This window comes from Aestuariimicrobium sp. p3-SID1156, assembly GCF_025144225.1.
Classification (GTDB): domain Bacteria; phylum Actinomycetota; class Actinomycetes; order Propionibacteriales; family Propionibacteriaceae; genus Aestuariimicrobium.
On the sequence record NZ_JALXXB010000001.1, the window covers coordinates 172393 to 193392 of the forward strand.

The window sequence follows — 21000 nt, forward strand, 5'->3', positions numbered from 1 at the left end:
GCCGGGCACCTATGATTCCGACCATGCGCGCCTCGGTGATGATCAGGGTCCTGGTGCTGGTGGTCGGCCTCGTGCCCTCGCTGGCGGCCTGTTCCTCGTCCGGCAAGGACGCCAAGAGCCCCGCAATCACCGTCTTCGCCGCCGCCAGCCTGAAGAGTGCCTTCGAGGAGATCGCGAAGGATCACGACGGCACCGTCACCTTCAACTTCGACGGCTCCCAGAACCTGGTCAGTGGCCTCGAGAACGGGGCCCGGGCTGACGTCCTGGCCACGGCCGACCAGATCACCATGAAGAAGGCCGCTGAGAAGCAGCTGGTGGTGCCCCCGAGCGTGTTCGCGACCAACACGCTGGTGTTGGTGACGCCGAGGGGGAACCCCGGGAAGGTCACCGGCCTTGACAGCTCACTGGACGGCAAGAAGCTCGTCATCTGCGCGGAGGGGGTGCCGTGCGGCAACGGCACCGCCAGGCTCGCGCAGAACCTCGGCGTGACGCTGAAGCCGGTGTCGGAGGAGCAGAAGGTCACCGACGTGCTGGGCAAGGTCACCTCCGGTGAGGCCGATGCCGGGATTGTGTACGCCACCGATGCGAAGTCGGCGGGTGACAAGGTGGACGTGGTGAAGATTTCCGGCGCTGACAAGGTCGTGAACTGGTACCCGATCGCCCCCACGGCGTCGGCGAAGGACAGGCAGGCGGCGGAGAAGTTCGTGGTGCTGGTGCTGTCGGACAAGGGTCGCCAGGTGCTCGAGAAGTACGGCTTCGAAACCCCATGAGCGAGCTCCGGCCGGGCCTGCCGCGCTGGCTGCTGGTGCCCGCCGCGGTCGCGGTCCTCTTCCTGGCGGTTCCCCTGCTGGCGCTGGTGGTCCGGCAGCCCTGGGCGGAGATCCCCGGACTGTTGGGTTCGGCGGCGGCTCGGGATGCCCTGTGGCTGAGCCTGCGTACCTGCACGCTCTCGATGCTGCTGAGTGTGGCGCTGGGGCTGCCGTTGGCGCTCGTCCTGTCGCGGTTGACAGGTCACTGGGCGGTGCTGGTCCGGACGCTGTCGATGCTGCCGATGGTGCTACCTCCTGTCGTTGCGGGCTTCCTGCTGCTCATCACCCTGGGACGCCGGGGGCTGCTGGGCACGCAGCTTTCGCACTGGGGGGTCGAGATCGGCTTCACCACGGCCGCGGTCGTCATCGCGCAGACCTTCGTGTCGATGCCCTTCTTCGTCGTTGCCGTGGAGGGAGCCCTGCGCACCCTCGACCCCGCCTATGAAGCCGTCGCTGCGACGCTCGGGGCGTCCCCGTGGGTGATGCTGCGGAGGGTGACGCTTCCCACGGTGGCCCCGGCGGTGCTCTCCGGTGCGACGATGGCCTTCGCGCGATCGCTGGGGGAATTCGGCGCCACCCTCACCTTCGCGGGCTCGATGCAGGGGACCACCCGGACCATGCCGCTGGAGATCTACCTGCAGCGCGAATCCGACCCGGACCTGGCGCTGGCCCTCTCGCTGGTACTGATCGTGCTGGCGGCGGTGCTGATGGTGCTGCCGGCCCTGCTGCTGAGGAGGCGGGCATGATCAACCTGGTCTGCGGCGCCCGTGGGGTGGACTTCGACCTGCACGTGGCCGACGGCACCACCTTGGCGCTGGTCGGACCCAATGGCGCCGGCAAGTCCACCGCCCTGCAGCTGATCGCCGGTCTCCTGCGGCCGGAATCCGGTGGTCCCGCGGGCAGATTCGTGCCGCCCCACCAACGCGATGTCGGCATGCTCACCCAGCGCGCCCTGCTCTTCCCACACCTGAGCGTGGTCGAGAACGTGGCCTTCGGGCCGCGGGCGCATGGGCTGTCCCGGCGTGACGCCGAGCGTCGGGCACTGGCCGAACTGGACGCCGTCGGTCTGGCAGGTCTGGCGTCCCGCCGCCCGCGCGAGTTGTCCGGGGGGCAGGCGCAGCGGGTGGCGCTGGCGCGTGCCCTGGCGAACGATCCCGGCGTCCTGCTGCTGGACGAACCACTGGCCGCCCTGGACGTCGAGGCCGCCCAGGCCACGCGCAGCCTGCTGGCCCAGCGGCTGCGAGGCCGTACCGTGATGCTGGTCACCCACGACGCGCTGGACTTGTGGACCCTGGCCGACGAGATCGCCCTGGTCGAGGGCGGTCGCGCACGCGTGGTCGGGACTGTCGCCGAGGCTGCGGCGGACCCGCCCGGCCGGTTCCTCGCCGGCCTGCTGGGGCTGAACCGCGTGCACCAGGACGGCGAGTCGATCCTCTTCGAGCCCCATACCGTGGTGCTCTACCCGGCTGGCACGACGGAGACCGGCAGTGCGCGGCTCCACTGGCCGATCGTGGTGGACGCCGTGGAGCCCCGGGGTTCCGTGGTCCGTGTGAGGGGGCGACTGGGCGATGGGCAGCGGATCGCGGCTGACATCACCGCGCGGTCGGCGGGCGAGTTGGGCATCCGGCCGGGCAGTCGACTGGTGGCTGCGGTGAAGGCGACCCAGACCCTCCAGCCGTGATCTGAATGGACCAGATGCGGGGTGACGCGATGTCCTCGCCCAGCGGGGTCGACCGGCGTCGGACGTCATGTTTGCCGAGGAAGCTCCTCCAGTGCCGAGGTGATGACGGCGCGGGCGTCCTCGGGGCTGAGCCAGCCCAGGAAGACCCCTTCGGTGGCGCCCTCGGCGACCATCACGAGCCGCCGGGCCCACGCGACAGGGTCTTCGACATCGGGGTACTGGGCCCGTAGGCAGTCAGCGACCCGTTCGAGCAGTCCGGCGCGCGCCTCGGCGAGGGTGTCGCGGATCCACGGGTCAGCGACGCTGGCGGCCAGGTAGGAGTAGTAGATGCTCGTGCCCACGCGTGATTCCACGGCGGGGGCGAAGGTGTGGGTGAGCAGCGCCCACAGCGTCCCCGGCTCGGAGTCTTCGCCAGCGGTGCTGGGGGCGGCCAGCTCGGCCCGCAGTTGCTCGAGTTCTGGGCGAACGCTTGAGCCCTCAGCCGAGCGCTCGAGCGGCGGCCTGCGCGGCAGCTGGCAGGGCCGAGACCACTCGGTCCAGCGCCCGCTCGTCGTGGGCGTCGGAGAGGAAGCAGACCTCGAAGGCGCTGGGCGGCAGGTAGATTCCCTGCTCCAGCAGCGAGTGGTGGAAGGCGGCATAGGCGCCGGTGTGCTGGGTCTTCGCCGATTCGTAGTCGGTGACCGGGCCCTCGGTGAAGAAGACCGAGAAGATGGTGCCGATGGCGTTCACCACATGGGGGACGCCAGCAGCCTCCAGCGCCTCGTGCCAAGCGCCCTTCAGCCGGTCCGCCTTGGCGTTGAGTCGGGTGTAGACCGCCTCGTCCAGCAGTGTGAGCTGGGCCAGGCCCGCCGCGGTGCCGAGCGGGTTCCCCGACAGGGTGCCCGCCTGGTAGACCGGGCCAACCGGGGCCAGCAGGTCCATCAGGTCGGCGCGGCCACCGAAGGCGGCCAGCGGCATGCCAGCGCCGATCACCTTGCCAAAGGTGAACAAGTCCGGCACCCAACCCTGCTCGGCGCCGTCGATGCCCCAGTAGCCCTGGGCCGAGGACCGGAAACCGGTGAGTACCTCATCGCTGATCAGCAGCGCGCCGTGCTCGTGGGCCACATCGTGGAGGAACTGGTTGAAGCCGACCCCGTCCATGACACCCGGAACGATGGCGCCCATATTGGCGGGAGCAGCCTCGGTGATGATGGCCGCAACCTGATCGGGAAAACGTCGGAATGCCTCACGGACTGCGTCCCGATCGTTGTAGGGGACCACGATGGTCTCGGCGACGATGGCCGCCGGGACACCCGCGGAACCGGGGATACCCATGGTGGCCGCGCCCGAGCCGGCATCGGCCAGGAGGCCGTCGGAGTGGCCGTGGTAACAGCCGGAGAACTTGATGATCTTGTCCCGGCCGGTGGCGCCACGGGCCACGCGGATCGCCGACATGGTGGCCTCGGTGCCCGAGTTCACCAGGCGCACCTTCTCCACCGGCATCAGTGACACGATCGCGGCAGCGAGCTCACCCTCGCCGGGGTGCGGTGCCCCGAAGGAGATGCCCTTGGCGGCGGCCTCGCTGACGGCGTCCAGAATCGCAGGGTGGGCGTGGCCCATGATGATCGGTCCCCAGGAGCAGACCAGGTCGACGTACTCGTTGCCGTCCACGTCGTAGAGGTAGGCGCCCTTCGCGTGGTCCATGAAGGGTGGGGTGCCGCCGACCGAGCCGAAGGCACGAACAGGGGAGTCCACGCCCCCGGGGATCAGGTGCTGGGCTTGACTGAACAGCTGGGTGGAACGGGAGTGCTTCATCAGTGGGCGTCCTTTCCCTCGCGGATCCACTGGGCCGCCTCGAGGGCGGCGTAGGTGAGGATGATGTCGGCCCCGGCGCGGGTGAAGCTCATCAACGTCTCCAGAATGACGCGATCCCGGTCGATCCATCCCTGTGCCGCGGCGGCCTCGATCATGGCGTACTCGCCAGACACCTGGTAGACCGCGACCGGCACCGGGGAGGCCTCGGCCACGCGGGCCAGGACATCCAGATAGGGCAGGCCGGGCTTGGTCATCACCATGTCGGCACCCTCAGCGATGTCCAGCTCAAGCTCGTGGAGCGACTCGCGCAGGTTGGCCGGATCCTGCTGGTAGGTGCGGCGGTCGCCCTGCAGCGAGGAATTGACCGCCTCCCGGAAGGGCCCGTAGAAGGCGGAGGCATACTTCGCGGTGTAGGCCAGGATCGCCACGTCCGCGAAGCCGGCCTCGTCCAGGGCGTGGCGGATCACCGCCACCTGGCCGTCCATCATCCCGCTCGGGCCCACGATGTGGGCGCCGGCCTGGGCCTGGGCAACGGCCATCCGCCCGTAGACCTCGAGGGTGGCGTCATTGTCGACCCGGCCCTGGTCGTCGAGGACGCCGCAGTGGCCGTGGTCGGTGAACTCGTCCAGGCACAGGTCGACCATGAGCAGGAGGCCGTTGCCGAACTCCTCACGGAGTCGCCGGGTGGCGACGTTGAGGATGCCGTTGGGGTCGGTTGCCCCCGATCCGACGGCGTCCTTGGTCTCGGGGACGCCGAAGAGCATGATCCCGCCGATTCCCGCCTCGATGCAGCGACGCGCCTCCTCGACCAGCGAGTCCAGCGTGTGCTGCACCACTCCCGGCATGGACGCGATCGGCTGCGGCTCGCTGATGCCCTCGCGCACGAAGACGGGCAGCACCAGCGAGGCGGGACGCAGCATGTTCTCCCTGACCAGCGCCCGCATGGCGGGGGACTGGCGGAGGCGACGCGGGCGGGCGGTCAGATGCGGGTTCATGATCAACTCCGGGTGCTGGTGATGAGTTCTGCTGCTCCCTGACTGAGGAGTTCGCGGGCCAAGCTGCGGCCCACCTCCTCGGCGTCTGCCAGGCTGCCGCGCATCTCGCCCTCGATGCGACGGGTGCCGTCGGTGCTGATCGCCAGTCCGGAGAGGACCAGCTCGTCACCGAGCGCTGTGGCGAGGGCTCCCACCGGGGCGGTGCAGCCGGCTTCCAGGGTGTTGAGGAAGGCGCGTTCGGCGCCGGCCCGGGCGCGGGTGACAGGGTCGTCGAGCCTGGCGGCGGCGATGGCGGCCGGGGAGTCGAGGTCGTCGGCGCGGCACTCAACGGCCAGTGCGCCCTGGGCGGCGGCGGGCAGCATGACTGAGGGGTCGAGGTACTCGGTGATGTGCTCCCCGCGACCGGCGCGGAGGAGCCCGGCGGCAGCGAGCACCACGGCGTCCAGCTCACCGATCCTGCCCAGACGGGTGTCAATGTTGCCGCGCAGGCCCTCGACGCGAAGGTCGGGGCGCACCGAGAGCAGCTGGGCGACGCGGCGCGCCGAGCCGGTGCCCACGCGAGCGCCCTCCGGGAGGGTGTCCAGGGTGAGGCCGTCGCGGGCGCAGAGCACATCGCGCGGGTCCTCCCGGGCGGGGGAGCAGGCCAGCGTGATGCCCTCAGCGGGGCCGGTGGGCAGGTCCTTCATGGAGTGCACGGCCAGGTCGATGCGCCCGTCCAGCAGGGCATCGCGAACGGCGGAGACGAAGATGCCGGTGCCGCCGATGCGGTCCAGCGGCGCCATGTTGACGTCGCCCTCGGTGCTGATGAAGACCAGCTCCGCGGGCTCGCCCAGGGCATCCGCCACCATCTGCGACTGCGTCCTGGCCAGCACGGACGCCCGGGTTCCGACGCGAATCATGAATCCACGCCGGCGGTGGTCGGCTTGTCGCGCATCCCCTGGCAGCAGGCGATCCCGCAGACGTCGGGGGTGGCGGGGAAGGAGGTGACCGTCTCGACCGGGTCGCGGCGTCCCAGGCGCTCCTCGACCAGGTCGACCAGGGCGGAGACGAAACGGGGGTCGGTGCCCGAGGTGGGTGTCCGGACGAAGGCCAGACCAAGGTCAGCAGCGGTCTGCCGTGCCTCGGTGTCCAGGTCCCAGATCACCTCGACGTGGTCGCTGATGAAACCGATGGGGACGCAGACGATGGCCTTCACGCCGTCCTCCGCTGCGGTCTCGATGGCGTCGTTGATGTCGGGCTCCAGCCAGGGCTGGGCGGGGTTGCCCGAGCGGGACTGGAAGACGAACTGCTGCGGCACGGCGGTGCCGAGAGCCTCCTGGAGCTGGTCATGGACCCAGGCGATGGCGGCCTGGTGCTGGGCGACGTACCAGCCGCCCGAGCCCGGGGTGCGGGTGTCCTCCGGGCCGGAGGAGGTGGCCATCACATCGGGCACGGAGTGGGTGGAGTACATCACCAGGATGTCCTCGGCGGCATGCCCGGCCTCGAGCATCTCCCGAACCCCGGCCACAGCACCGTCGAGCACCGGTGCCAGGAACCCCTCGGTGTTGAAGTAGTGCCGCAGCTTGTCGATGGTCAGGTCTGTCCCGCCGATCTCCTGGACGGTGGCCCCGAAGTCCTCCCGGTACTGGCGGCAACCCGAGTAGCTGGAATAGGCGGAAGTCGCCAGCCCCAACAGCGTGTGGCGTCCCTCGGCGACCGCCGCCCGTACGACGTCGGTGAGGTAGGGCTCCCAGTTGCGGTTGCCCCAGATCACCGGCAGGCCCAGCCCGCGGCGATCGATCTCGGCCTGCAGGGCATCACGCAGGGCGATGTTCTGCTCATTGATCGGCGAGACGCCGCCAAGGGCGCGGTAGTGCCCTGAGACAGCCTCGAGCCGCTCGTCGGGGATGCCGCGGCCGCGGGTGACGTTGCGGAGGAAGGGGATGACGTCGTCCTGACCGTTGGGGCCTCCGAAACTGGCCAGCAGCACAGCGTCATAGTCCGAGGTCAGGTGGTCGATGCCGGTGGCGGTGTGGTTCGGAACACCATGATCAACACTGGCGTCGATGGCAGAGGGTGCGAGCGGGGTTTCAGTCATGACGGCCTCCTCAGGCGAGCAGTTGGGCGAGTTCGGCGGCGCTGTTCAGGCGGCGTCCGGTGTAGAAGGGCAGCTCCTCGCGGACGTGGCGGCGGGCTTGGGTGTAGCGCAGGTCCCGCATCATGTCGACCAGCTCGATGAGCTCGTCGGCCTCGAAGCTGAGCAGCCACTCGTAGTCGCCCAGTGCGAAGGCGCCGACGGTGTTGGCCAACACATTGGGGAACTTGCGGCCGGCCAGGCCATGCTCACGCAGCATCTCCGAGCGCTCCTCCTCGGGCAGCAGGTACCACTCATAGCTGCGCACGAAGGGGTAGACCGTCAGCCACTGCTTGGGCTCCTTGCCGTACATGAAGGCCGGCGCGTGGCTGCGGACGAATTCGGCCATGACATGAACACCCATGCCGTTCCAGGCGCGGGTCAGGCCTTGGGCGATGCCGAGGTTGCGGAAGTACTGGCCGGCGGCCTGGATCGCCTCGGGGCGCTCGGCGTGGGTCCACAGCATGATGTCGGAGTCGGCCTTGAACTCGCTCATGTCGTAGATGCCGCGCAGGGTGACGCCCAGCTCCCGGCACTTGGTGACAAAGGCGTCCAGCTCGCCGGCGACCCACTGCTCGGACATGTTGACGTCGGCGACCTTCGAGTAAACGGCGTAGGAGGTGTAGGCGATCTGCTCGGGAACGGTGTCCGTGGCGGGGTTCTGGCTCATGCTGGCTCCTCTGTCAGTCGGTGGAGGGATTCTGCGGTGATGGGGTGGGTGGCACGCTGGCCGACGACATGGGCGGCAGTGCGACGTGCGTGGGAGGTGACGGCAGCGATCCCGGTGCCGGCCATCCAGGCGCCGGTCAGCGCCAGTCCGGGGTAGGACGCCAGTCGTCCGGCGACCTCGTGCAGCGCGTTCTGGTGTCCGGGTCGGGCCTGGGTCATGGTCTGGCTCCAGCGGACCTGGTCGAAACCGACGATGCTGTCCCGCTCCAGGTGGATTCCGAGGATGCGACGGGCGTCGTTGAGGGCCAGATCGGGCAGCTCGACGCGGGTGGGAACCTCCTTGCCGGAGCGGCCGTAGGACAAGCGCAGCACGTGGCGATGGTTGCCCGGGTCCACGTGGTCCCATTTCGCGGAGACGTGGGTGAGGGCCTTGGCGATGATCCCGGGGGTGTGTCCTGCCAGCAGGACGCCGTTGTCGCGCGGCGCACCATCCAGACGCTCGTCGTCGACCACGAGGGTGGCCAGGGCGACCACGGAGGTCGGGATGGTCGGGATCGACTCGGCCAGGGCGCGCACGTCCTGGAGCAGGCTGCGGGTCACGTGCGGATTGGTGGCCACGACGACGTCAGCGGCGGTCAGGTCTGCGGCTGCGGTGCGCACCAGCCAGCCCTGCGGGACGGTCGGGTTCTCCTCGGTGTACTGCGGCAGGACGCGCTCGGCCGGGATGCCGAGCAGAATCTCCCCGCCAGCAGTTCGAATGCGTTCGGCGAGGGTGTCGACCAGGATCGACAGGGTGGGGGCCAGGCCGGCGACGGCGGCACCTGCTGACTGGCGTCCCGAGTCGTTCCGCGAGCGGATGGCGCGCACCGCTGCCTGGAGGGAGCCATGACGTTCGACCAGGACGGGCAGCTGCGGGGCGATGGAGTCGAGCTCGAGCAGGTCGGGGTGGGTCGAGTGGACGCCGCCGACGACGGGTTCCACCAGCAGGTCGCGCACCGCCCGGCCCATGCGGGTGGCGACATAGGCGCCCAGGGACACCCCCGGCTGGTAGCCCACCATCGAAGGCAGTGAGGACTCACGGGCCGCGTGCTGGGCAGCCTCCTGGCCGATGATCGCGACGACGTCGGGCGCCGTCGGGTCGGCGGGGATCCCCAGATAGCTCATCGCGGGGGAGGGAAAGGCGCCGCGAACGTTCACGATCCAGGAGCGCCCGCTGCGGGGCAGGACGACACGGTCGCTGAGGCCAAGGTCAGCGAGCAGGTCGAAGACGATGGGCGTGGCGGTGGCGAAGCTCTCCGCGCCGGAGTTCAACGTCAGGCCGGCGACCTGGTGGCTGCGCAGCGGGCCGCCCAGGTGGTCGGTGGACTCCACCAGCACGACCCGGCGCCCCGCGCGGGTGAGCTCCCAGGCGGTGACGAGCCCTGCGAGGCCGCCGCCAACCACCACCGTGTCCATCAGGCCTGCACCCCGAGTTCATGGACCAGGGAGACCAGTTCGGTGAGGACGAGGGGATCGGCTTCCTTGGGGACGCCGTGGCCGAGGTTGAAGACATGACCAGGGGCGCTGCGGCCACGTTCGAGGACGATCCTGACCGCCTCGGCACGCGCCTGCTCGGAGGCAAAGAGCATGGCTGGATCGAGGTTGCCCTGCAACGGGGTGCCGCCGCCGAGGCGACGCGAGGCCTCGTCGAGGGGCAGGCGGTGGTCGACACCCATGACGGTGGCGCCAGCGTCCCGCATCGCGACGAGCAGCTCGGAGGTGTTGACTCCGAAGTGGACCCGGGGGATGGGCAGCTCGCGGATGTGGTCGAAGACGGCGGCCGAGTACTGCTGGACGTAGCCGAGGTAGTCCTCCAGGGACAGGCCCCCGGCCCAGGAGTCGAAGAGCTGGACGGCGCTGGCGCCGGCCTCGACCTGCGCGCGGAGGAAGCGGCCGGAGCGGTCGGCGACCCAGCTGGCCAGGCGCCCCCAGAGGTCGGGGCGGCTGAACATCAGTGACTTCGTGTACAGGTATTCGCGGCTCGGGCCGCCCTCCACCAGATAGGAGGCCACGGTGAAGGGGGCACCGCAGAAGCCGATCAGCGGGGTGGTGCCCAGCTCGGCCACGGTCAGCGCGACGGCCTCACGGATCGGAGCGAGCGCCTCCTCAAAGGCGTCCGGGTCGCTGTTCTCGAGGGCGATGATGTCCTCTTCGGAGCGGATCGCGCGTTCGAGGACAGGGCCACGGCCGGGGTGGATCTCGACCTCGATCCCGGCCAGGCGCATCGGGATGACGATGTCGCTGAAGAAGATGGCGGCGTCCACGTCGTGGCGCCGGACCGGCTGCAGGGTTATCTCTGCGGCCATGTCGGGGCGCAGGCAGGAGTCCAGCATCGTGGTGCCCTCGCGCAGCTGGCGGTACTCGGGCAGGGAGCGGCCGGCCTGGCGCATGAACCACACCGGCTGGCGGCTCGGGCGCTCGCCGCGATAGGCCGACACCAGTGCACTGTGGGCGGTGTCGTGGGCATTCCAGGGGTGCTGGGCAGGCAGTGTGGGCATCGGGACCATTGTCCCCCAGATGACCAAACCCGGCCAATTCTCGGCTCGCGGAGGTCGGCAGCCTATAGTGGTCGGGTGCTGTTGGCCCTCAGTGTGAGTCATTCCGAGCTGCCGCTCGGGCGGCTCGCGGACCTCTCGGCGTCCTCCGCCGGACTGCTGGAGGAGCTGGCCGCGGGCAACCAGGCGCACCCCTCAGTGCCGCTCAACGGCTGGGTGCTGCTGAGCACCTGCAATCGCTTCGAGCTCTACCTGGACGCCGATCGTTTCCATGACGGTCTCGACGTCGTCACCGACGCGCTGGAGCGCTGTACCGGTTGGAAGCGCTCTGACCTCATCACTGTTTTCCAGGTCCGATCCGGGACGCCTGCTGCCGAGCACCTGTTCGCCGTTGCCGCGGGTCTCGAGTCGATGGTGCTGGGCGAGGCCGAGATCACCGGCCAGGTGCGGGCTGCTTTCAACGACGCCCTGCACGCCCAGACCTCGACTCCGCTGCTCAATGACCTTTTCCAGCAGGCCCTGCGGACCGCCAAACGGGTGTCCACGGCCACTGCTCTGGGCCGCGCCGGTCGGTCGTCGGCTGAGGTCGTGCTCGACACTGCGGTGGCGCGACTCGGCATTTCTCGACTGTCGGACGCCCGTGTGCTGGTCATCGGTACGGGCGCCTACTCGCGCGTCATCTGCGCTGAACTCGCGGTGCGTCGCGCAGGTGACGTGGGGGTGTGGTCGCCCTCGGGGCGCCGGTCGGCGAGCGTGGACAAGTACGGCTTCAGCCACGTCACGCCCAGCCGCCTGCAGCACTGGTTCACTGCGGCCGACATCGTGATCACCTGCTCCGGGTCGGGGACGCCACTGGTGCGCCCAGAGCACTTCGAGCGCCGCGAGCTGGATCGTCCCGTGGTCATCATGGACATGTCGCTGCAGCCCGATGTGGATGCGGGGGTGGCGCACTTGGACCAGTGCACCGTGCTGGGACTGAACTCGCTGGCCAGCGGGCTGTCGAGCGTGGGCGAACAGGCGCTGGCCGAGGCCCGTTCAGTCATCGCCGACGGTGTGGAGCGGTTCGAGTCGCGGCAGCGAATCCGGACGGCGGATCCGGTGATCGTGCGAATGCGCGGCTACGTTGGCGAGCTGATCGCCGACGAGGTCGACTCGCTGCGCGTCCGGTTGCCCGAGGAGACCGTCGTCGAGGTCGAGAAGGCGCTGCGACGGGTCTACCGCAAGGTGCTGCACGGGCCGACGGTGATGGCGCAGAAGCATGCCGAGGCCGGCACCACGGATGCCTACCTGCAGGCGCTGCACACCGTGATGGGCATCGACATGGGCGCTGCTGATGGCGTCCCCCTGATTGATGCCGAGGCGCTGCCGCTGGGCACAGTCAATCCCGACGCGGGCAACCCTGATGAGGTGGGCAATGGGCTGGTTCCGCAAGAGCGTTGAAGGCGGCATCGGCGTCGAGGAGGCGCTGGGGCTGCTGAGCAAGGGCGGCGTCCTGTGTGATGTGCGGACCCTGCGCGAGTACGAGATGGGGCATTGCCCCGGTGCGCTGCTGGTGGATCCGAAGGCTGTGAACGAGGACCCGTGGTTTGCCGTGCACGGGGACAACCCGCTGGCCGAGCCAGATGGAGCCATGATTTTCGTCTGCGACACCGGGCTGCGGAGCTCGATGGCCGCGAGGTCGGCCAAGGAGAAGGGCTGCAACGCCGAGTTCCTGGCCGGTGGTGTGCTGGCCTGGCGGGAGGCGGGTCAGTTCCTGCTCCCCGGCCCACCGCGGACGCGTCGCTGAGAAGGCGAGGTGGGCGTGACCACCTCGACCAGCTCCGAGTCCCCTCAAGTTGCCTCGCCGGTCCCTTCGCGGCTGCGCCGCAGCCAGACCGCGATCCCGGCGAACAGGGCTCCGAGGGCAAGGAACGGAATTCCGTACCTCCACACCTCCGCCTCGACCTGGGTAACCAGCAGCAGGCAGGAGGCCAGCCCAAGCACCGGCAGCACGACGGGCACCCGGAAGTGCTCGTGGTCAGCCGTCTCCCGGCGAAGCACCAGCACACTGAGATTGACCGCCGAGAAGACCACCAGCAACAACAACACCATCGTGCTGGCCAACACCTCGATGGTGCCGGTGAGAGCCAGCAGCATGGACAGCAGGGTGGTCGCGATGATGGCCACCCACGGGGTGCGGCGTCCAGGCAGGATGCGACTCAGGGCGCCGGGTAGAAGACCATCCTTGGCCATGCCATAGGCCAGCCGGGAGGACATGATGCCGGTCAGCAGTGCTCCATTGGCCACCGCCACCAGCGCGATGACGCTGAACACGACCGGCGGGATGAAGCCTGCCTTCTCGACCACCTGCAGCAACGGCGCCGAGGACTCCGCCAGCTCGGCAGTCGGTACCGTAGCCGAAGCCACGACCCCGACCAGGGCATAGACCACACCGGCCACCAGCAGCGCCCCGAACAAGGCCCGGGGATAGGAGCGCGCCGGGTTCTTGGTCTCTTCGGCCACGTTGACGCTGGTCTCGAACCCGACGTAGGAATAGAAGGCCAGCACACTGCCCGCCAGCACCGCCGCGACAGGCCCTTTGTCGGGGGTGCCCAGCTCGGTGAGCCGTCCGAAGTCGACCTGGTCACCGCCACGGCCCATCACCACGAAGCCGAGCAGGATCACCAGCAGCAGACCGCCGACCTCAATGATCGTGGCGACGCGGTTGACGCCCATCGATTCAGAGATCCCGCGCGTGTTGAGCGCTGCCAGGAGGGCCAGGAATATTACCACCACCACCATGGTGGGCAGGGTCACGAACTGGGACAGGTAGTCGCCGGCAAAACCCAATGCGAGGGCCCCCACCGACACGATGCCGGCGGCCAGCATGCAAAAGCCCACCAGGAAGCCGAAAAAGGGGCCGAAGGCCCGGGTGGCGTAGTGGGAAGACCCGCCTGCGCGGGGATACTTGGTGGCCAACTCCGCGTATGAGCCCGCGGTCAGCAGGGCCAGCAGCAGGGCGGCGACCAGCGGCACCCACACCGCGCCACCGGTGATCCCGGCGATGCGTCCGGCGAGAACGTAGACCCCGGCACCGAGCACATCACCGAGGATGAAGAAGAACAGCCCTGTCGTGGTCACCGACCGACGCAGGCTGGTCGGTGGATCTGTCACAGTCATGTCTTCTCCCGCATCCTTTGTCAGCCGAGCCGCACCTCCAGGGAAGGCGGAATTGTCGCTGACGCTACAGAGGCAGCGCACGTGCGGCAGCGGCACTATCCGGTTCCATCCCAAAGGGTGGCCGGACTGGCTGGGGAAGGTGATCGCCGCCCGGGCTTGATCGGGGTCCACTAGCTTGGGCTGGGCGGGGAATGACCGAGACCCACCAGCGGCTGGGCGGCGCCGAGCCGTCCGAATGGAGTACATCGCGATGTCTGGGAAGCGTGGCACGGCCAGACGGACCACCCCCGGGGCATCCCCACGTCGCCATCGCCGCATCCCACCAGGAGGAACGACACCATGAGCACCACCCGTCGCGAAGTCAAGGCCCCACCCGAAGAGGTGTGGAGCGTCCTGTCCGATGGATGGCTCTACGCGATCTGGGTCGTGGGGGCCGCGCGCATGCGCAACGTCGATGACCACTGGCCCGCCGTCGGGGCGCGGCTGCACCACTCGGTCGGCGTCTGGCCCGCCCTGATCGACGACGACACCGAGGTGCTCGAGGTCGACCCCGGGCGCCGACTCAAACTGCGCGGCCGCGGCTGGCCGGCCGGTGAGGCCGCCATCATCATCACCCTCACGCCCTCGGCAAGGGGCACGGTCGTGGAGATCGAGGAGGATGCCGTCAAGGGCCCCGGCCTGCTGGTCCCGAAGCTGGTGCGCACCGGCATGCTTCACTGGCGCAACACCGAGACCTTGCGCAGACTGGGCAACATCGTGGAGAACAGGAAGCATCGTGGCGCCTGACGCAGTCATCATTGGGGCCGGCCCCAACGGCCTGGTCGCCGCCAACGCCCTGGTCGACGCCGGCTGGTCAGTAGTAGTGCTCGAGGAACAACCCGCCGTCGGCGGCGCGGTGCGCAGCGACCGGTCCGTGCATGCCGACTACATCCACGACACCTTCAGTACCTTCTACCCCTTGGCTGCCGCCTCCAGCACCATCCAGGGTTTCCGCCTGGAGGACCACGGGTTGCGGTGGGTCCACGCAGACGCCGTCCTGGGCCATCCGCAGGGTGACGGCACGTGGGCGATCCTGCATCGGGACCGCAACGTGACCGCCGCCTTGTTGGAAGAGCAGACCCCCGGTGACGGGGAGGCCTGGCTTGCCCTGTGCGCCGAGTGGGACCGCATTGGGGACGCGCTCATCGGCGCCCTGCTCTCCCCCTTCCCGCCGCTGCGCCACGGCCTGCGGGCCCTGCTCACCCTGCCTTCGGTCGGCGGGCTGGACTTCGTGCGCACCGCCGTGGCCCCCGCCACCGATCTGGTACGCACGCGGTTTCGAGGGGATGCCGCCCGCCTGCTGCTCGCCGGCAACGCGGGCCACGCCGACATCCCGCTGGACGGGTCGGGTTCCGGCTTCATGGGGCTGTTCATGTGCATGCTGGGCCAGACCGTCGGGTTCCCGGTACCCGAAGGTGGAGCCGGCGCGCTCACCCAGGCCCTGGCCTCCCGATTGACCTCGCGGGGAGGCGAGATTCGCTGCCACAGCCGGGTCGACCGCATCCTGACCACTTCCGGGCGGGCCGTCGGCGTCCAGCTTGCCGACGGTGAACGGGTAGCAGCCGGGCGCGCTGTGGTCGCCGACGTGATCGCGTCCAAGCTGTACGGCGGGCTCGTGCCCGAGGACGAACTGCCCGCCCGAGTGGTCCGAGCGATGCGCGGCTTCACCCTGGACGCCGCGACCATCAAGGTCGACTGGGCCCTGGACCGGCGGGTGCCCTGGCGGCAGCCCCCGCCCCATGACCCCGGCACGGTGCACATCGCCGACTCCTTCAGCCAGATGTCGGAAGCCCTCAGCCAGGTTGCCGCCGGGGCCATTCCCGCCAAGCCCTTCATGCTGGCCGGCCAGATGACCACCACCGACCCCACCCGCTCCCCGGAGGGCACGGAATCGTTCTGGGCCTACACCCACGTGCCCCAGCAGGTCGAGCGCGACGCCGGTGATGGCAGCGTCCGCGGAACCTGGGACCGCGACGACTGCGAGCGGATGGCAGATCGCATGCAGGCGCGGTTGGAGGAACAAGCTCCCGGTTTCAGCGACCGGATCGTCGCCCGCCGCGTCCTGGGGCCCCGCGACATGGAAGCGATGAACGCCAACCTCCAGGGTGGCGCAATCAACGGTGGCACCGCGCAGCTGCAACAACAGCTCATCTTCCGGCCCATTCCCGGACTCGGACGCGCCGAGACCCCGATCCGGGGGCTCTACCTGGGGTCCGCGTCGGCCCACCCCGGCGGCGGCGTACACGGGGCCGCAGGGATGAACGCGGCTCGGGCGGCCCTGTGGCACCATCGGCTCGGGGCACCCCGACGGCTGCTGGGTTCCGGCTGGGGTTCGGGGAGGCCCGACTGAGGCGGCAGCATGCGGATCAGTGCCCCCCGGCAGATTCTGGCCCACCCCGTGGACCATCACAGCGTGAGTGCGCGGGCGATCGCGTCGCTGATCGCCAGGTCGGACGCCCGGAGTCGGCGGGCGGCCGCCACGTACTCGGCGGTGAGTTCGGCGAGAGCCGGGTTGGTCACGCGCTCAGGGCGTCCCGTGACGGTGGTGCCGGCGCCGCGTGCCGTGGCGACGAGTCCGGCGGATTCCAGCTCCTTGTAGGCGCGGGCCACCGTGCCCGGTGCGATGCCGAGGTCGCGGGCCAGCTGGCGGACAGGCGGGATGCGCGTCCCCGCGGCCAGCGCGCCGGTGGCGATGGCCGCCTCGATCTGGCTACGGAGCTGTTCGAAAGGCGGCGTCGGGTCGTCAGGACGGATGTGGATCGCGAGAGCCATCAGCGCACCAGCTTCCCGCGTCCCGGGACCAGGAGGACCGAGAAGGCCCAGGCGCAAGCGACCACACCCGTGACCGACGCGACCAACCACCACAGGCTGCCCCGGATCGACAGCAGCGAGCAGAAGACGAGGGTGCCGGCCACTCCCGCAGTGACGGCCGCAATCATGGCTTCGATCGTTTCCCGGCGGGCGGCGTCGTCGACGGCGACGACCACCGGGTCGGCGCCATTGCGCGGGCGGCGCAGGGTGATGACGATGCCGAGCGCCAGCATGACCAGGCCGATGGCGAGCATGATGGCGATGGGGCCGGAGTAGAAGCTGCCCGGGAAGGGGCCCCAACTGGAGGTGCCCCCATCGGGGTGGACGGTGACATGCGCGCGGCCGTAACTGTAGGAGCTGGGGTCGGAGTCCTGTGTACCAAGTGCCCAGACCAGCAGCACGGCGAGCACCGCCAGGCAGGTGGCCAGTGTCGCGACCGGGCGCCACGAGATGTAGGAGGTATTGCTACGGGTCTCGAGAGAGGCGACGCCGTCGGTGCGGGCGCACCGCCAGACCCAGAGTTCGCCGCCGAGGAGCGCCAGGAGCATCCCGTAGGAGAAGAGCCCGGGGGCCATCATGAAGCCGCGTCCGAATCGCGAAGGCGTGACCATGGCCGCCAGCGCGATCAGTGCGGCGATGACCAGCCCCAACCAACGGGAAGTGAGCTGCAGGCTGCGCATCTGCCGCAGTGCAGGGTGGGTCAGCCGGTCAGGCAGGAGTCGCTGGCGACGCACCATCAGGGCGGGGGTCAGGATGAGGAGCAGGAGCGTGGTGGGCAGGACCGTCAGGGACATCGGAGCCTCGCTTGTATTGAAGGGTTGGTACAAGTCTGGGGTGTGCGGCGCCTTGTGTCAAGGGGTTGGTACAACGCACGCGGGGCCCCATATCTCGTGCAACGCGGGAGGGGGCGGAGCCCAGTCCGGCCCGACTAGGCTTGCCGCATGCGCTATCGCTCCACCCGTGACATCGACGGTGAGACCGCGTCCTTCAGCGAGATCCTGCTGCGCGGGCTCGCTCCCGACGGCGGCCTCTACCTGCCAGTCGAATACCCCCGGGTGGACGCAGCGACCCTGCGCGAATGGCGTTCTGTGCTCCAGAACGAGGGCTACGCCGAACTCGGCTTCCGCGTCTTGAGCCTCTACATCGACGACATCCCCGCCGAGGACCTGCGCGGGATCTGCCAGCGTGCCTGGAATGGTGAGGTCTTCGCCACCGACGAGGTCGTGCCGGTCACCGAACTTCCCGAGGGCGGGATCTGGATCGCGCACCTCTCCGACGGGCCCACCGCCGCCTTCAAGGACATGGCGATGCAGTTGCTCGGCCAGCTCTTCGAGTACGAACTGGCCCGACGCGGAACCACGATCACCATTCTTGGCGCGACCAGCGGTGACACCGGCTCGGCCGCTGAGCACGCGATGCTCGGCCGCGAGGGCGTCGATGTCTTCATGCTCACCCCCGCCGGCCGGATGACCCCCTTCCAGCAGGCGCAGATGTTCAGCATCGACGACCCGCACATCCACAATCTGGCCGTCGAGGGCGTCTTCGACGACTGCCAGGACCTGGTCAAGACCGTCATGGGAGACGCCGAGTTCAAGAAGCGCTACCGCCTTGGTGCCGTGAACTCCATCAACTGGGGCCGCCTGCTCGCCCAGGTCGTCTACTACGTCGCCGCCTGGATCAAGGTCACCGAGCGTGAGGACCAGCAGGTCAGCTTCGCCGTCCCCACCGGCAACTTCGGCAACATCTGCGCCGGCCACATCGCCCGCGAGATGGGGCTGCCGATCAAGCACCTGGTGCTGGCCACCAACGAGAATGACGTGCTGGACGAGTTCTTCCGCACCGGCCTCTACCGGCCCCGTTCCTCCCGGGAGACCGCAGAGACCTCGAGCCCCTCGATGGACATCTCGAAGGCGTCCAATGTCGAGCGGTTCGTCTTCGACCTGCTCGGACGCGACCCAGTCCGCCTGCGCAAGCGTTTCGTCGAACAGCTCGGCAATGACGGGGAGTTCAACCTTTCCCAGACCGGCGAGTTCGCCACCATCGAGCAGCGCCACGGCTTCGTCTCCGGCAGCTCCAGCCACGCTGATCGCATCATGACGATCCGCGCGCTGGCTGAAGAGGGCGTCCTGGTCGACCCCCACACCGCGGACGCCCTGCGCGTCGCGCGGGACCATCTCGGCACGGAGCCGATGGTGGTGCTGGAAACGGCCCTTCCCGTGAAGTTCGCAGCCACCATTCAGGAGGCGACCGGGCAGGAACCGGAACTGCCGGAGCGCTTCGTGCCGATGATGGACGCACCGCGCCACGTCGACCCGATGCCCAACGACGCGGCCGCGCTGAAGAAGTACATCGCCGAGCGGGTTTCGCCGCAAGGCAGCTGACCGGTAGAGTGGCCCCTTGGTCCGTGCCCATCGGGGGTACTGGGCCAAGGCATACGCCCTCCTGCTACGGGAACGTCTCGTGGCCGTTGAGACCAGAGGAGGTGGAGTCGCGCATGCGCAAGTACGAAGTCATGGTCATCATTGACCCCGACGTTGACGATCGCCAGGTCACTCCGCTTGTGGAGAAGCACCTGAAGACCATCACTGATGGCCAGGGCACCGTTGACAACATGGATGTCTGGGGCCGCAAGCGCCTCGCCTACGACATCAACAAGAAGTCTGAAGGCACCTACGTCGTGCTGAACCTGACCTGTGAGCCTGCCGTCGTCCAGGAGATGGACCGTCTGATGACGATCGACGAGCAGATCATGCGGACCAAGGTTCTGCGTCCGGACGCCCACTGAGCTTCTGCATCCGGAAAAGCCTGTGGACAACCCGCAGGCATCCACAGGGTTGGGGTAGGGCGCACTTTCTGTCAGCCCCCGTGGCAGGCTGAATCCAGCACCCGGATCCCCACCCCACGTCCGACTTGGAGACTGAATCATGGCAGGCGAAACCCCCATCACCCTCATTGGCAACCTGACGGCAGATCCCGATCTGCGGTTCACCCCGTCTGGTGCGGCCGTGGCCAACTTCACCGTGGCCTCGACCCCCCGCACCTTCGATCGCCAGACCAATGAGTGGAAGGACGGGGATGCCATGTTCCTGAACTGCTCGGTGTGGCGTGGTGCGGCCGAGAACGTTGCCGAATCCCTCCAGAAGGGGATGCGTGTGATCGTGAACGGCCGCCTGAAGTCACGCAGCTACGAGACCCGCGAGGGTGAGAAGCGCACCGTGTTCGAGGTTGATGTCGACGAGGTCGGTCCCTCGCTCCGTTACGCGACCGCCAAGGTCACCCGCACCCAGGGTGGCGGCCAGGGCGGCGGCAACTGGGGCGGCGGCAACCAGGGCGGAGGCAGCTGGAACAACAACCAGTCCTCCGGCGGTGGCGACAACTGGTCGTCCTCTGGTGGCCAGGGTGGCAACCGCGGCGGCGGGCAGGACCCCTGGGCCCAGGCCCAGAGCGACGAGCCCCCGTTCTGAGCGGTCAGGCACTGGCCTGAACCACCCACGTCCAACCATTCCGGTGAAAGCCGGGCTCTGAAAAGGAGAGCACCACAATGGCCGGTCCACAGCGCAAGCCTGTGAACAAGAAGAAGATCGTTCCGATGAAGTCCGTCAAGCTGGGCTCCGTCGACTACAAGGACACCGCAACCCTGCGGAAGTTCATCAGCGAGCGCGGCAAGATCCGTGCCCGCCGTGTCACCGGACTGTCGGTCCAGGAGCAGCGCAAGGTCGCCATCGCGATCAAGAACGCCCGCGAACTGGCCCTGCTGCCCTACGCCTCGACTGCTCGCTGAGAAAGGACAGATTGATGAAGCTCATTCTGACTGCCCCGGTCGAGAAGCTGGGTGTCCCCGGCGACGTCGTCGAGGTCAAGGACGGCTACGGCCGCAACTACCTGCTGCCCCAGGGCCAGGCCATCGCCTGGACCCGTGGTGCTGAGAAGCAGATCGAGGGCATCAAGCGCGCTCGCGACGCCCGTGAGATCCGCGGCCTGGAGCACGCCCAGCAGGTGCGCGCCCAGCTCGAGGAACTGAACGTCGAGCTGCCGGTTCGCGCCGGTGAGGCTGGCAGGCTGTTCGGTTCGGTGACCCCGGCCGAGATCGCTGCCGCCATCAAGAAGGCTGGCGGCCCCTCGGTCGACAAGCGCTCGATCGAGATCGCGAAGCCCATCAAGCTGGTCGGCTCGCACGTCGTCGGCATCAAGCTGCACGACGCCGTCACTGCGCACATCGCGCTGAACGTCGTCGCCGCCTGAGGCCTCGGACGCTGACAGTTTCCGGCCCCGATCCCATCATGGGAACGGGGCCGGTCTGCATCTCACCGAGGTCCGAGCAGCAGGGCCGGGTGTGGTTGTTGAGCAGGGTTCCCGTGGGTGCACCGGACGCAGAGATGCGAACGTGCGCAGCGCG

Annotated in this window: 23 protein-coding genes; 12 read left to right on the forward strand and 11 right to left on the reverse strand. The window is 68.9% G+C overall.

From position 1 onward, the window contains the following. Positions 1-11: 11 nt before the first annotated feature. Genes modA through M3G03_RS00795 form a run of 3 tightly spaced genes read left to right on the forward strand, consistent with a single transcriptional unit; the run spans position 12 to position 2490 of the window. Positions 12-770 (forward strand): molybdate ABC transporter substrate-binding protein, encoded by a 759-nt coding sequence (modA, locus tag M3G03_RS00785; RefSeq protein ID WP_396121841.1) that lies wholly within the window; start codon positions 12-14, stop codon positions 768-770. After that, a complete protein-coding gene (locus tag M3G03_RS00790) occupies positions 767-1555 on the forward strand; it encodes an ABC transporter permease (protein WP_259807373.1) in 789 nt (262 codons plus the stop codon). Before modA ends, M3G03_RS00790 begins: the two co-directional genes overlap by 4 nt. Next, the gene (locus M3G03_RS00795; protein ID WP_259807375.1) at positions 1552-2490 is read left to right on the forward strand and encodes an ABC transporter ATP-binding protein; all 939 of its coding nucleotides are present in this window, start codon (positions 1552-1554) and stop codon (positions 2488-2490) included. The genes M3G03_RS00790 and M3G03_RS00795 overlap by 4 nt, the downstream gene beginning before the upstream one ends. 65 nt (positions 2491-2555) lie before the next feature. Here M3G03_RS00795 and M3G03_RS00800 read toward each other — a convergent pair whose 3' ends face one another. The 8 genes from M3G03_RS00800 to hemE all read right to left on the reverse strand — a co-directional run bounded on the left by M3G03_RS00800 (position 2556) and on the right by hemE (position 10598). Continuing rightward, a complete protein-coding gene (locus M3G03_RS00800) occupies positions 2556-2831 on the reverse strand; it encodes a hypothetical protein (protein WP_259807377.1) in 276 nt (91 codons plus the stop codon). Between the two features lie 136 nt (positions 2832-2967). Beyond that, the gene (gene hemL / locus M3G03_RS00805) at positions 2968-4284 is read right to left on the reverse strand and encodes a glutamate-1-semialdehyde 2,1-aminomutase (RefSeq protein ID WP_259807378.1); all 1317 of its coding nucleotides are present in this window, start codon (positions 4282-4284) and stop codon (positions 2968-2970) included. After that, entirely contained in the window at positions 4284-5279 is a 996-nt protein-coding gene (hemB, locus tag M3G03_RS00810) for a porphobilinogen synthase (protein WP_259807379.1), read from the reverse strand. Before hemB ends, hemL begins: the two co-directional genes overlap by 1 nt. Positions 5280-5281: 2 nt before the next feature. Then, a complete protein-coding gene (gene hemC / locus M3G03_RS00815) occupies positions 5282-6178 on the reverse strand; it encodes a hydroxymethylbilane synthase (RefSeq protein ID WP_259807380.1) in 897 nt (298 codons plus the stop codon). Beyond that, on the reverse strand, positions 6175-7356 hold the full coding sequence (locus M3G03_RS00820; RefSeq protein WP_259807383.1) for a ferrochelatase: 1182 nt from the start codon (positions 7354-7356) through the stop codon (positions 6175-6177). The genes hemC and M3G03_RS00820 overlap by 4 nt, the downstream gene beginning before the upstream one ends. A 10-nt stretch (positions 7357-7366) precedes the next feature. Next, the gene (gene hemQ, locus M3G03_RS00825; RefSeq protein WP_259807385.1) at positions 7367-8062 is read right to left on the reverse strand and encodes a hydrogen peroxide-dependent heme synthase; all 696 of its coding nucleotides are present in this window, start codon (positions 8060-8062) and stop codon (positions 7367-7369) included. Continuing rightward, entirely contained in the window at positions 8059-9516 is a 1458-nt protein-coding gene (hemG, locus tag M3G03_RS00830) for a protoporphyrinogen oxidase (RefSeq protein ID WP_259807387.1), read from the reverse strand. The genes hemQ and hemG overlap by 4 nt, the downstream gene beginning before the upstream one ends. Continuing rightward, on the reverse strand, positions 9516-10598 hold the full coding sequence (hemE, locus tag M3G03_RS00835; RefSeq protein WP_259807388.1) for a uroporphyrinogen decarboxylase: 1083 nt from the start codon (positions 10596-10598) through the stop codon (positions 9516-9518). The genes hemG and hemE overlap by 1 nt, the downstream gene beginning before the upstream one ends. Before the next feature lie 75 nt (positions 10599-10673). Between hemE and M3G03_RS00840 the strand changes: the two genes are divergently transcribed. Then, positions 10674-12035: a glutamyl-tRNA reductase gene (locus tag M3G03_RS00840; RefSeq protein ID WP_259807390.1), complete on the forward strand. Its 1362-nt coding sequence runs from the start codon at positions 10674-10676 to the stop codon at positions 12033-12035. Beyond that, entirely contained in the window at positions 12010-12381 is a 372-nt protein-coding gene (locus tag M3G03_RS00845) for a rhodanese-like domain-containing protein (protein WP_259807391.1), read from the forward strand. The genes M3G03_RS00840 and M3G03_RS00845 overlap by 26 nt, the downstream gene beginning before the upstream one ends. A gap of 44 nt (positions 12382-12425) precedes the next feature. On the opposite strand, the gene M3G03_RS00850 is transcribed toward M3G03_RS00845, so the two are convergent. Next, positions 12426-13754, reverse strand: a complete 1329-nt coding sequence (locus M3G03_RS00850) for an APC family permease (RefSeq protein ID WP_259807392.1) — start codon at positions 13752-13754, stop codon at positions 12426-12428. Between the two features lie 339 nt (positions 13755-14093). Between M3G03_RS00850 and M3G03_RS00855 the strand changes: the two genes are divergently transcribed. Next, positions 14094-14540 carry an SRPBCC family protein gene (locus M3G03_RS00855; protein ID WP_259807393.1) on the forward strand — a complete coding sequence of 149 codons (447 nt, stop codon included), beginning with the start codon at positions 14094-14096 and terminating at the stop codon, positions 14538-14540. After that, on the forward strand, positions 14530-16143 hold the full coding sequence (locus M3G03_RS00860; RefSeq protein ID WP_259807394.1) for an NAD(P)/FAD-dependent oxidoreductase: 1614 nt from the start codon (positions 14530-14532) through the stop codon (positions 16141-16143). Before M3G03_RS00855 ends, M3G03_RS00860 begins: the two co-directional genes overlap by 11 nt. A gap of 56 nt (positions 16144-16199) precedes the next feature. Here the strand turns inward: M3G03_RS00860 and M3G03_RS00865 are convergent, their stop codons facing one another. Together M3G03_RS00865 and M3G03_RS00870 are read right to left on the reverse strand one after the other, a co-directional pair. Further along, a complete protein-coding gene (locus tag M3G03_RS00865) occupies positions 16200-16565 on the reverse strand; it encodes a GntR family transcriptional regulator (RefSeq protein WP_259807395.1) in 366 nt (121 codons plus the stop codon). Continuing rightward, positions 16565-17398: a hypothetical protein gene (locus M3G03_RS00870; protein WP_259807396.1), complete on the reverse strand. Its 834-nt coding sequence runs from the start codon at positions 17396-17398 to the stop codon at positions 16565-16567. Before M3G03_RS00870 ends, M3G03_RS00865 begins: the two co-directional genes overlap by 1 nt. Positions 17399-17545: 147 nt before the next feature. Between M3G03_RS00870 and thrC the strand changes: the two genes are divergently transcribed. The 5 genes from thrC to rplI all read left to right on the forward strand — a co-directional run bounded on the left by thrC (position 17546) and on the right by rplI (position 20846). Continuing rightward, the gene (gene thrC / locus M3G03_RS00875; protein ID WP_259807397.1) at positions 17546-18985 is read left to right on the forward strand and encodes a threonine synthase; all 1440 of its coding nucleotides are present in this window, start codon (positions 17546-17548) and stop codon (positions 18983-18985) included. A 113-nt stretch (positions 18986-19098) separates the two neighbouring features. Continuing rightward, on the forward strand, positions 19099-19389 hold the full coding sequence (gene rpsF / locus M3G03_RS00880) for a 30S ribosomal protein S6 (RefSeq protein ID WP_259807398.1): 291 nt from the start codon (positions 19099-19101) through the stop codon (positions 19387-19389). A 139-nt stretch (positions 19390-19528) separates the two neighbouring features. Continuing rightward, positions 19529-20068, forward strand: coding sequence for a single-stranded DNA-binding protein (locus tag M3G03_RS00885; RefSeq protein ID WP_259807399.1), 540 nt, complete (start codon positions 19529-19531; stop codon positions 20066-20068). A 77-nt stretch (positions 20069-20145) separates the two neighbouring features. Then, positions 20146-20385 (forward strand): 30S ribosomal protein S18, encoded by a 240-nt coding sequence (gene rpsR, locus M3G03_RS00890; RefSeq protein WP_259807401.1) that lies wholly within the window; start codon positions 20146-20148, stop codon positions 20383-20385. Between the two features lie 14 nt (positions 20386-20399). Beyond that, positions 20400-20846, forward strand: coding sequence for a 50S ribosomal protein L9 (gene rplI, locus M3G03_RS00895; protein WP_259807402.1), 447 nt, complete (start codon positions 20400-20402; stop codon positions 20844-20846). Positions 20847-21000: the final 154 nt, after the last annotated feature.

What these genes read in the sequence shown, in the direction of transcription:
- modA (WP_396121841.1), top strand. Translation starts at nt 12, where the DNA reads ATGATTCCGACCATGCGCGCCTCGGTGATGATCAGGGTCCTGGTGCTG.
- M3G03_RS00790 (WP_259807373.1), top strand. Translation starts at nt 767, where the DNA reads ATGAGCGAGCTCCGGCCGGGCCTGCCGCGCTGGCTGCTGGTGCCCGCC.
- M3G03_RS00795 (WP_259807375.1), top strand. Translation starts at nt 1,552, where the DNA reads ATGATCAACCTGGTCTGCGGCGCCCGTGGGGTGGACTTCGACCTGCAC.
- hemL (WP_259807378.1), bottom strand. Translation starts at nt 4,284, where the DNA reads ATGAAGCACTCCCGTTCCACCCAGCTGTTCAGTCAAGCCCAGCACCTG.
- hemB (WP_259807379.1), bottom strand. Translation starts at nt 5,279, where the DNA reads ATGAACCCGCATCTGACCGCCCGCCCGCGTCGCCTCCGCCAGTCCCCC.
- hemC (WP_259807380.1), bottom strand. Translation starts at nt 6,178, where the DNA reads ATGATTCGCGTCGGAACCCGGGCGTCCGTGCTGGCCAGGACGCAGTCG.
- M3G03_RS00820 (WP_259807383.1), bottom strand. Translation starts at nt 7,356, where the DNA reads ATGACTGAAACCCCGCTCGCACCCTCTGCCATCGACGCCAGTGTTGAT.
- hemQ (WP_259807385.1), bottom strand. Translation starts at nt 8,062, where the DNA reads ATGAGCCAGAACCCCGCCACGGACACCGTTCCCGAGCAGATCGCCTAC.
- hemG (WP_259807387.1), bottom strand. Translation starts at nt 9,516, where the DNA reads ATGGACACGGTGGTGGTTGGCGGCGGCCTCGCAGGGCTCGTCACCGCC.
- hemE (WP_259807388.1), bottom strand. Translation starts at nt 10,598, where the DNA reads ATGCCCACACTGCCTGCCCAGCACCCCTGGAATGCCCACGACACCGCC.
- M3G03_RS00845 (WP_259807391.1), top strand. Translation starts at nt 12,010, where the DNA reads ATGGGCTGGTTCCGCAAGAGCGTTGAAGGCGGCATCGGCGTCGAGGAG.
- M3G03_RS00850 (WP_259807392.1), bottom strand. Translation starts at nt 13,754, where the DNA reads ATGACTGTGACAGATCCACCGACCAGCCTGCGTCGGTCGGTGACCACG.
- M3G03_RS00855 (WP_259807393.1), top strand. Translation starts at nt 14,094, where the DNA reads ATGAGCACCACCCGTCGCGAAGTCAAGGCCCCACCCGAAGAGGTGTGG.
- M3G03_RS00865 (WP_259807395.1), bottom strand. Translation starts at nt 16,565, where the DNA reads ATGGCTCTCGCGATCCACATCCGTCCTGACGACCCGACGCCGCCTTTC.
- M3G03_RS00870 (WP_259807396.1), bottom strand. Translation starts at nt 17,398, where the DNA reads ATGTCCCTGACGGTCCTGCCCACCACGCTCCTGCTCCTCATCCTGACC.
- thrC (WP_259807397.1), top strand. Translation starts at nt 17,546, where the DNA reads ATGCGCTATCGCTCCACCCGTGACATCGACGGTGAGACCGCGTCCTTC.
- rpsF (WP_259807398.1), top strand. Translation starts at nt 19,099, where the DNA reads ATGCGCAAGTACGAAGTCATGGTCATCATTGACCCCGACGTTGACGAT.
- M3G03_RS00885 (WP_259807399.1), top strand. Translation starts at nt 19,529, where the DNA reads ATGGCAGGCGAAACCCCCATCACCCTCATTGGCAACCTGACGGCAGAT.
- rpsR (WP_259807401.1), top strand. Translation starts at nt 20,146, where the DNA reads ATGGCCGGTCCACAGCGCAAGCCTGTGAACAAGAAGAAGATCGTTCCG.
- rplI (WP_259807402.1), top strand. Translation starts at nt 20,400, where the DNA reads ATGAAGCTCATTCTGACTGCCCCGGTCGAGAAGCTGGGTGTCCCCGGC.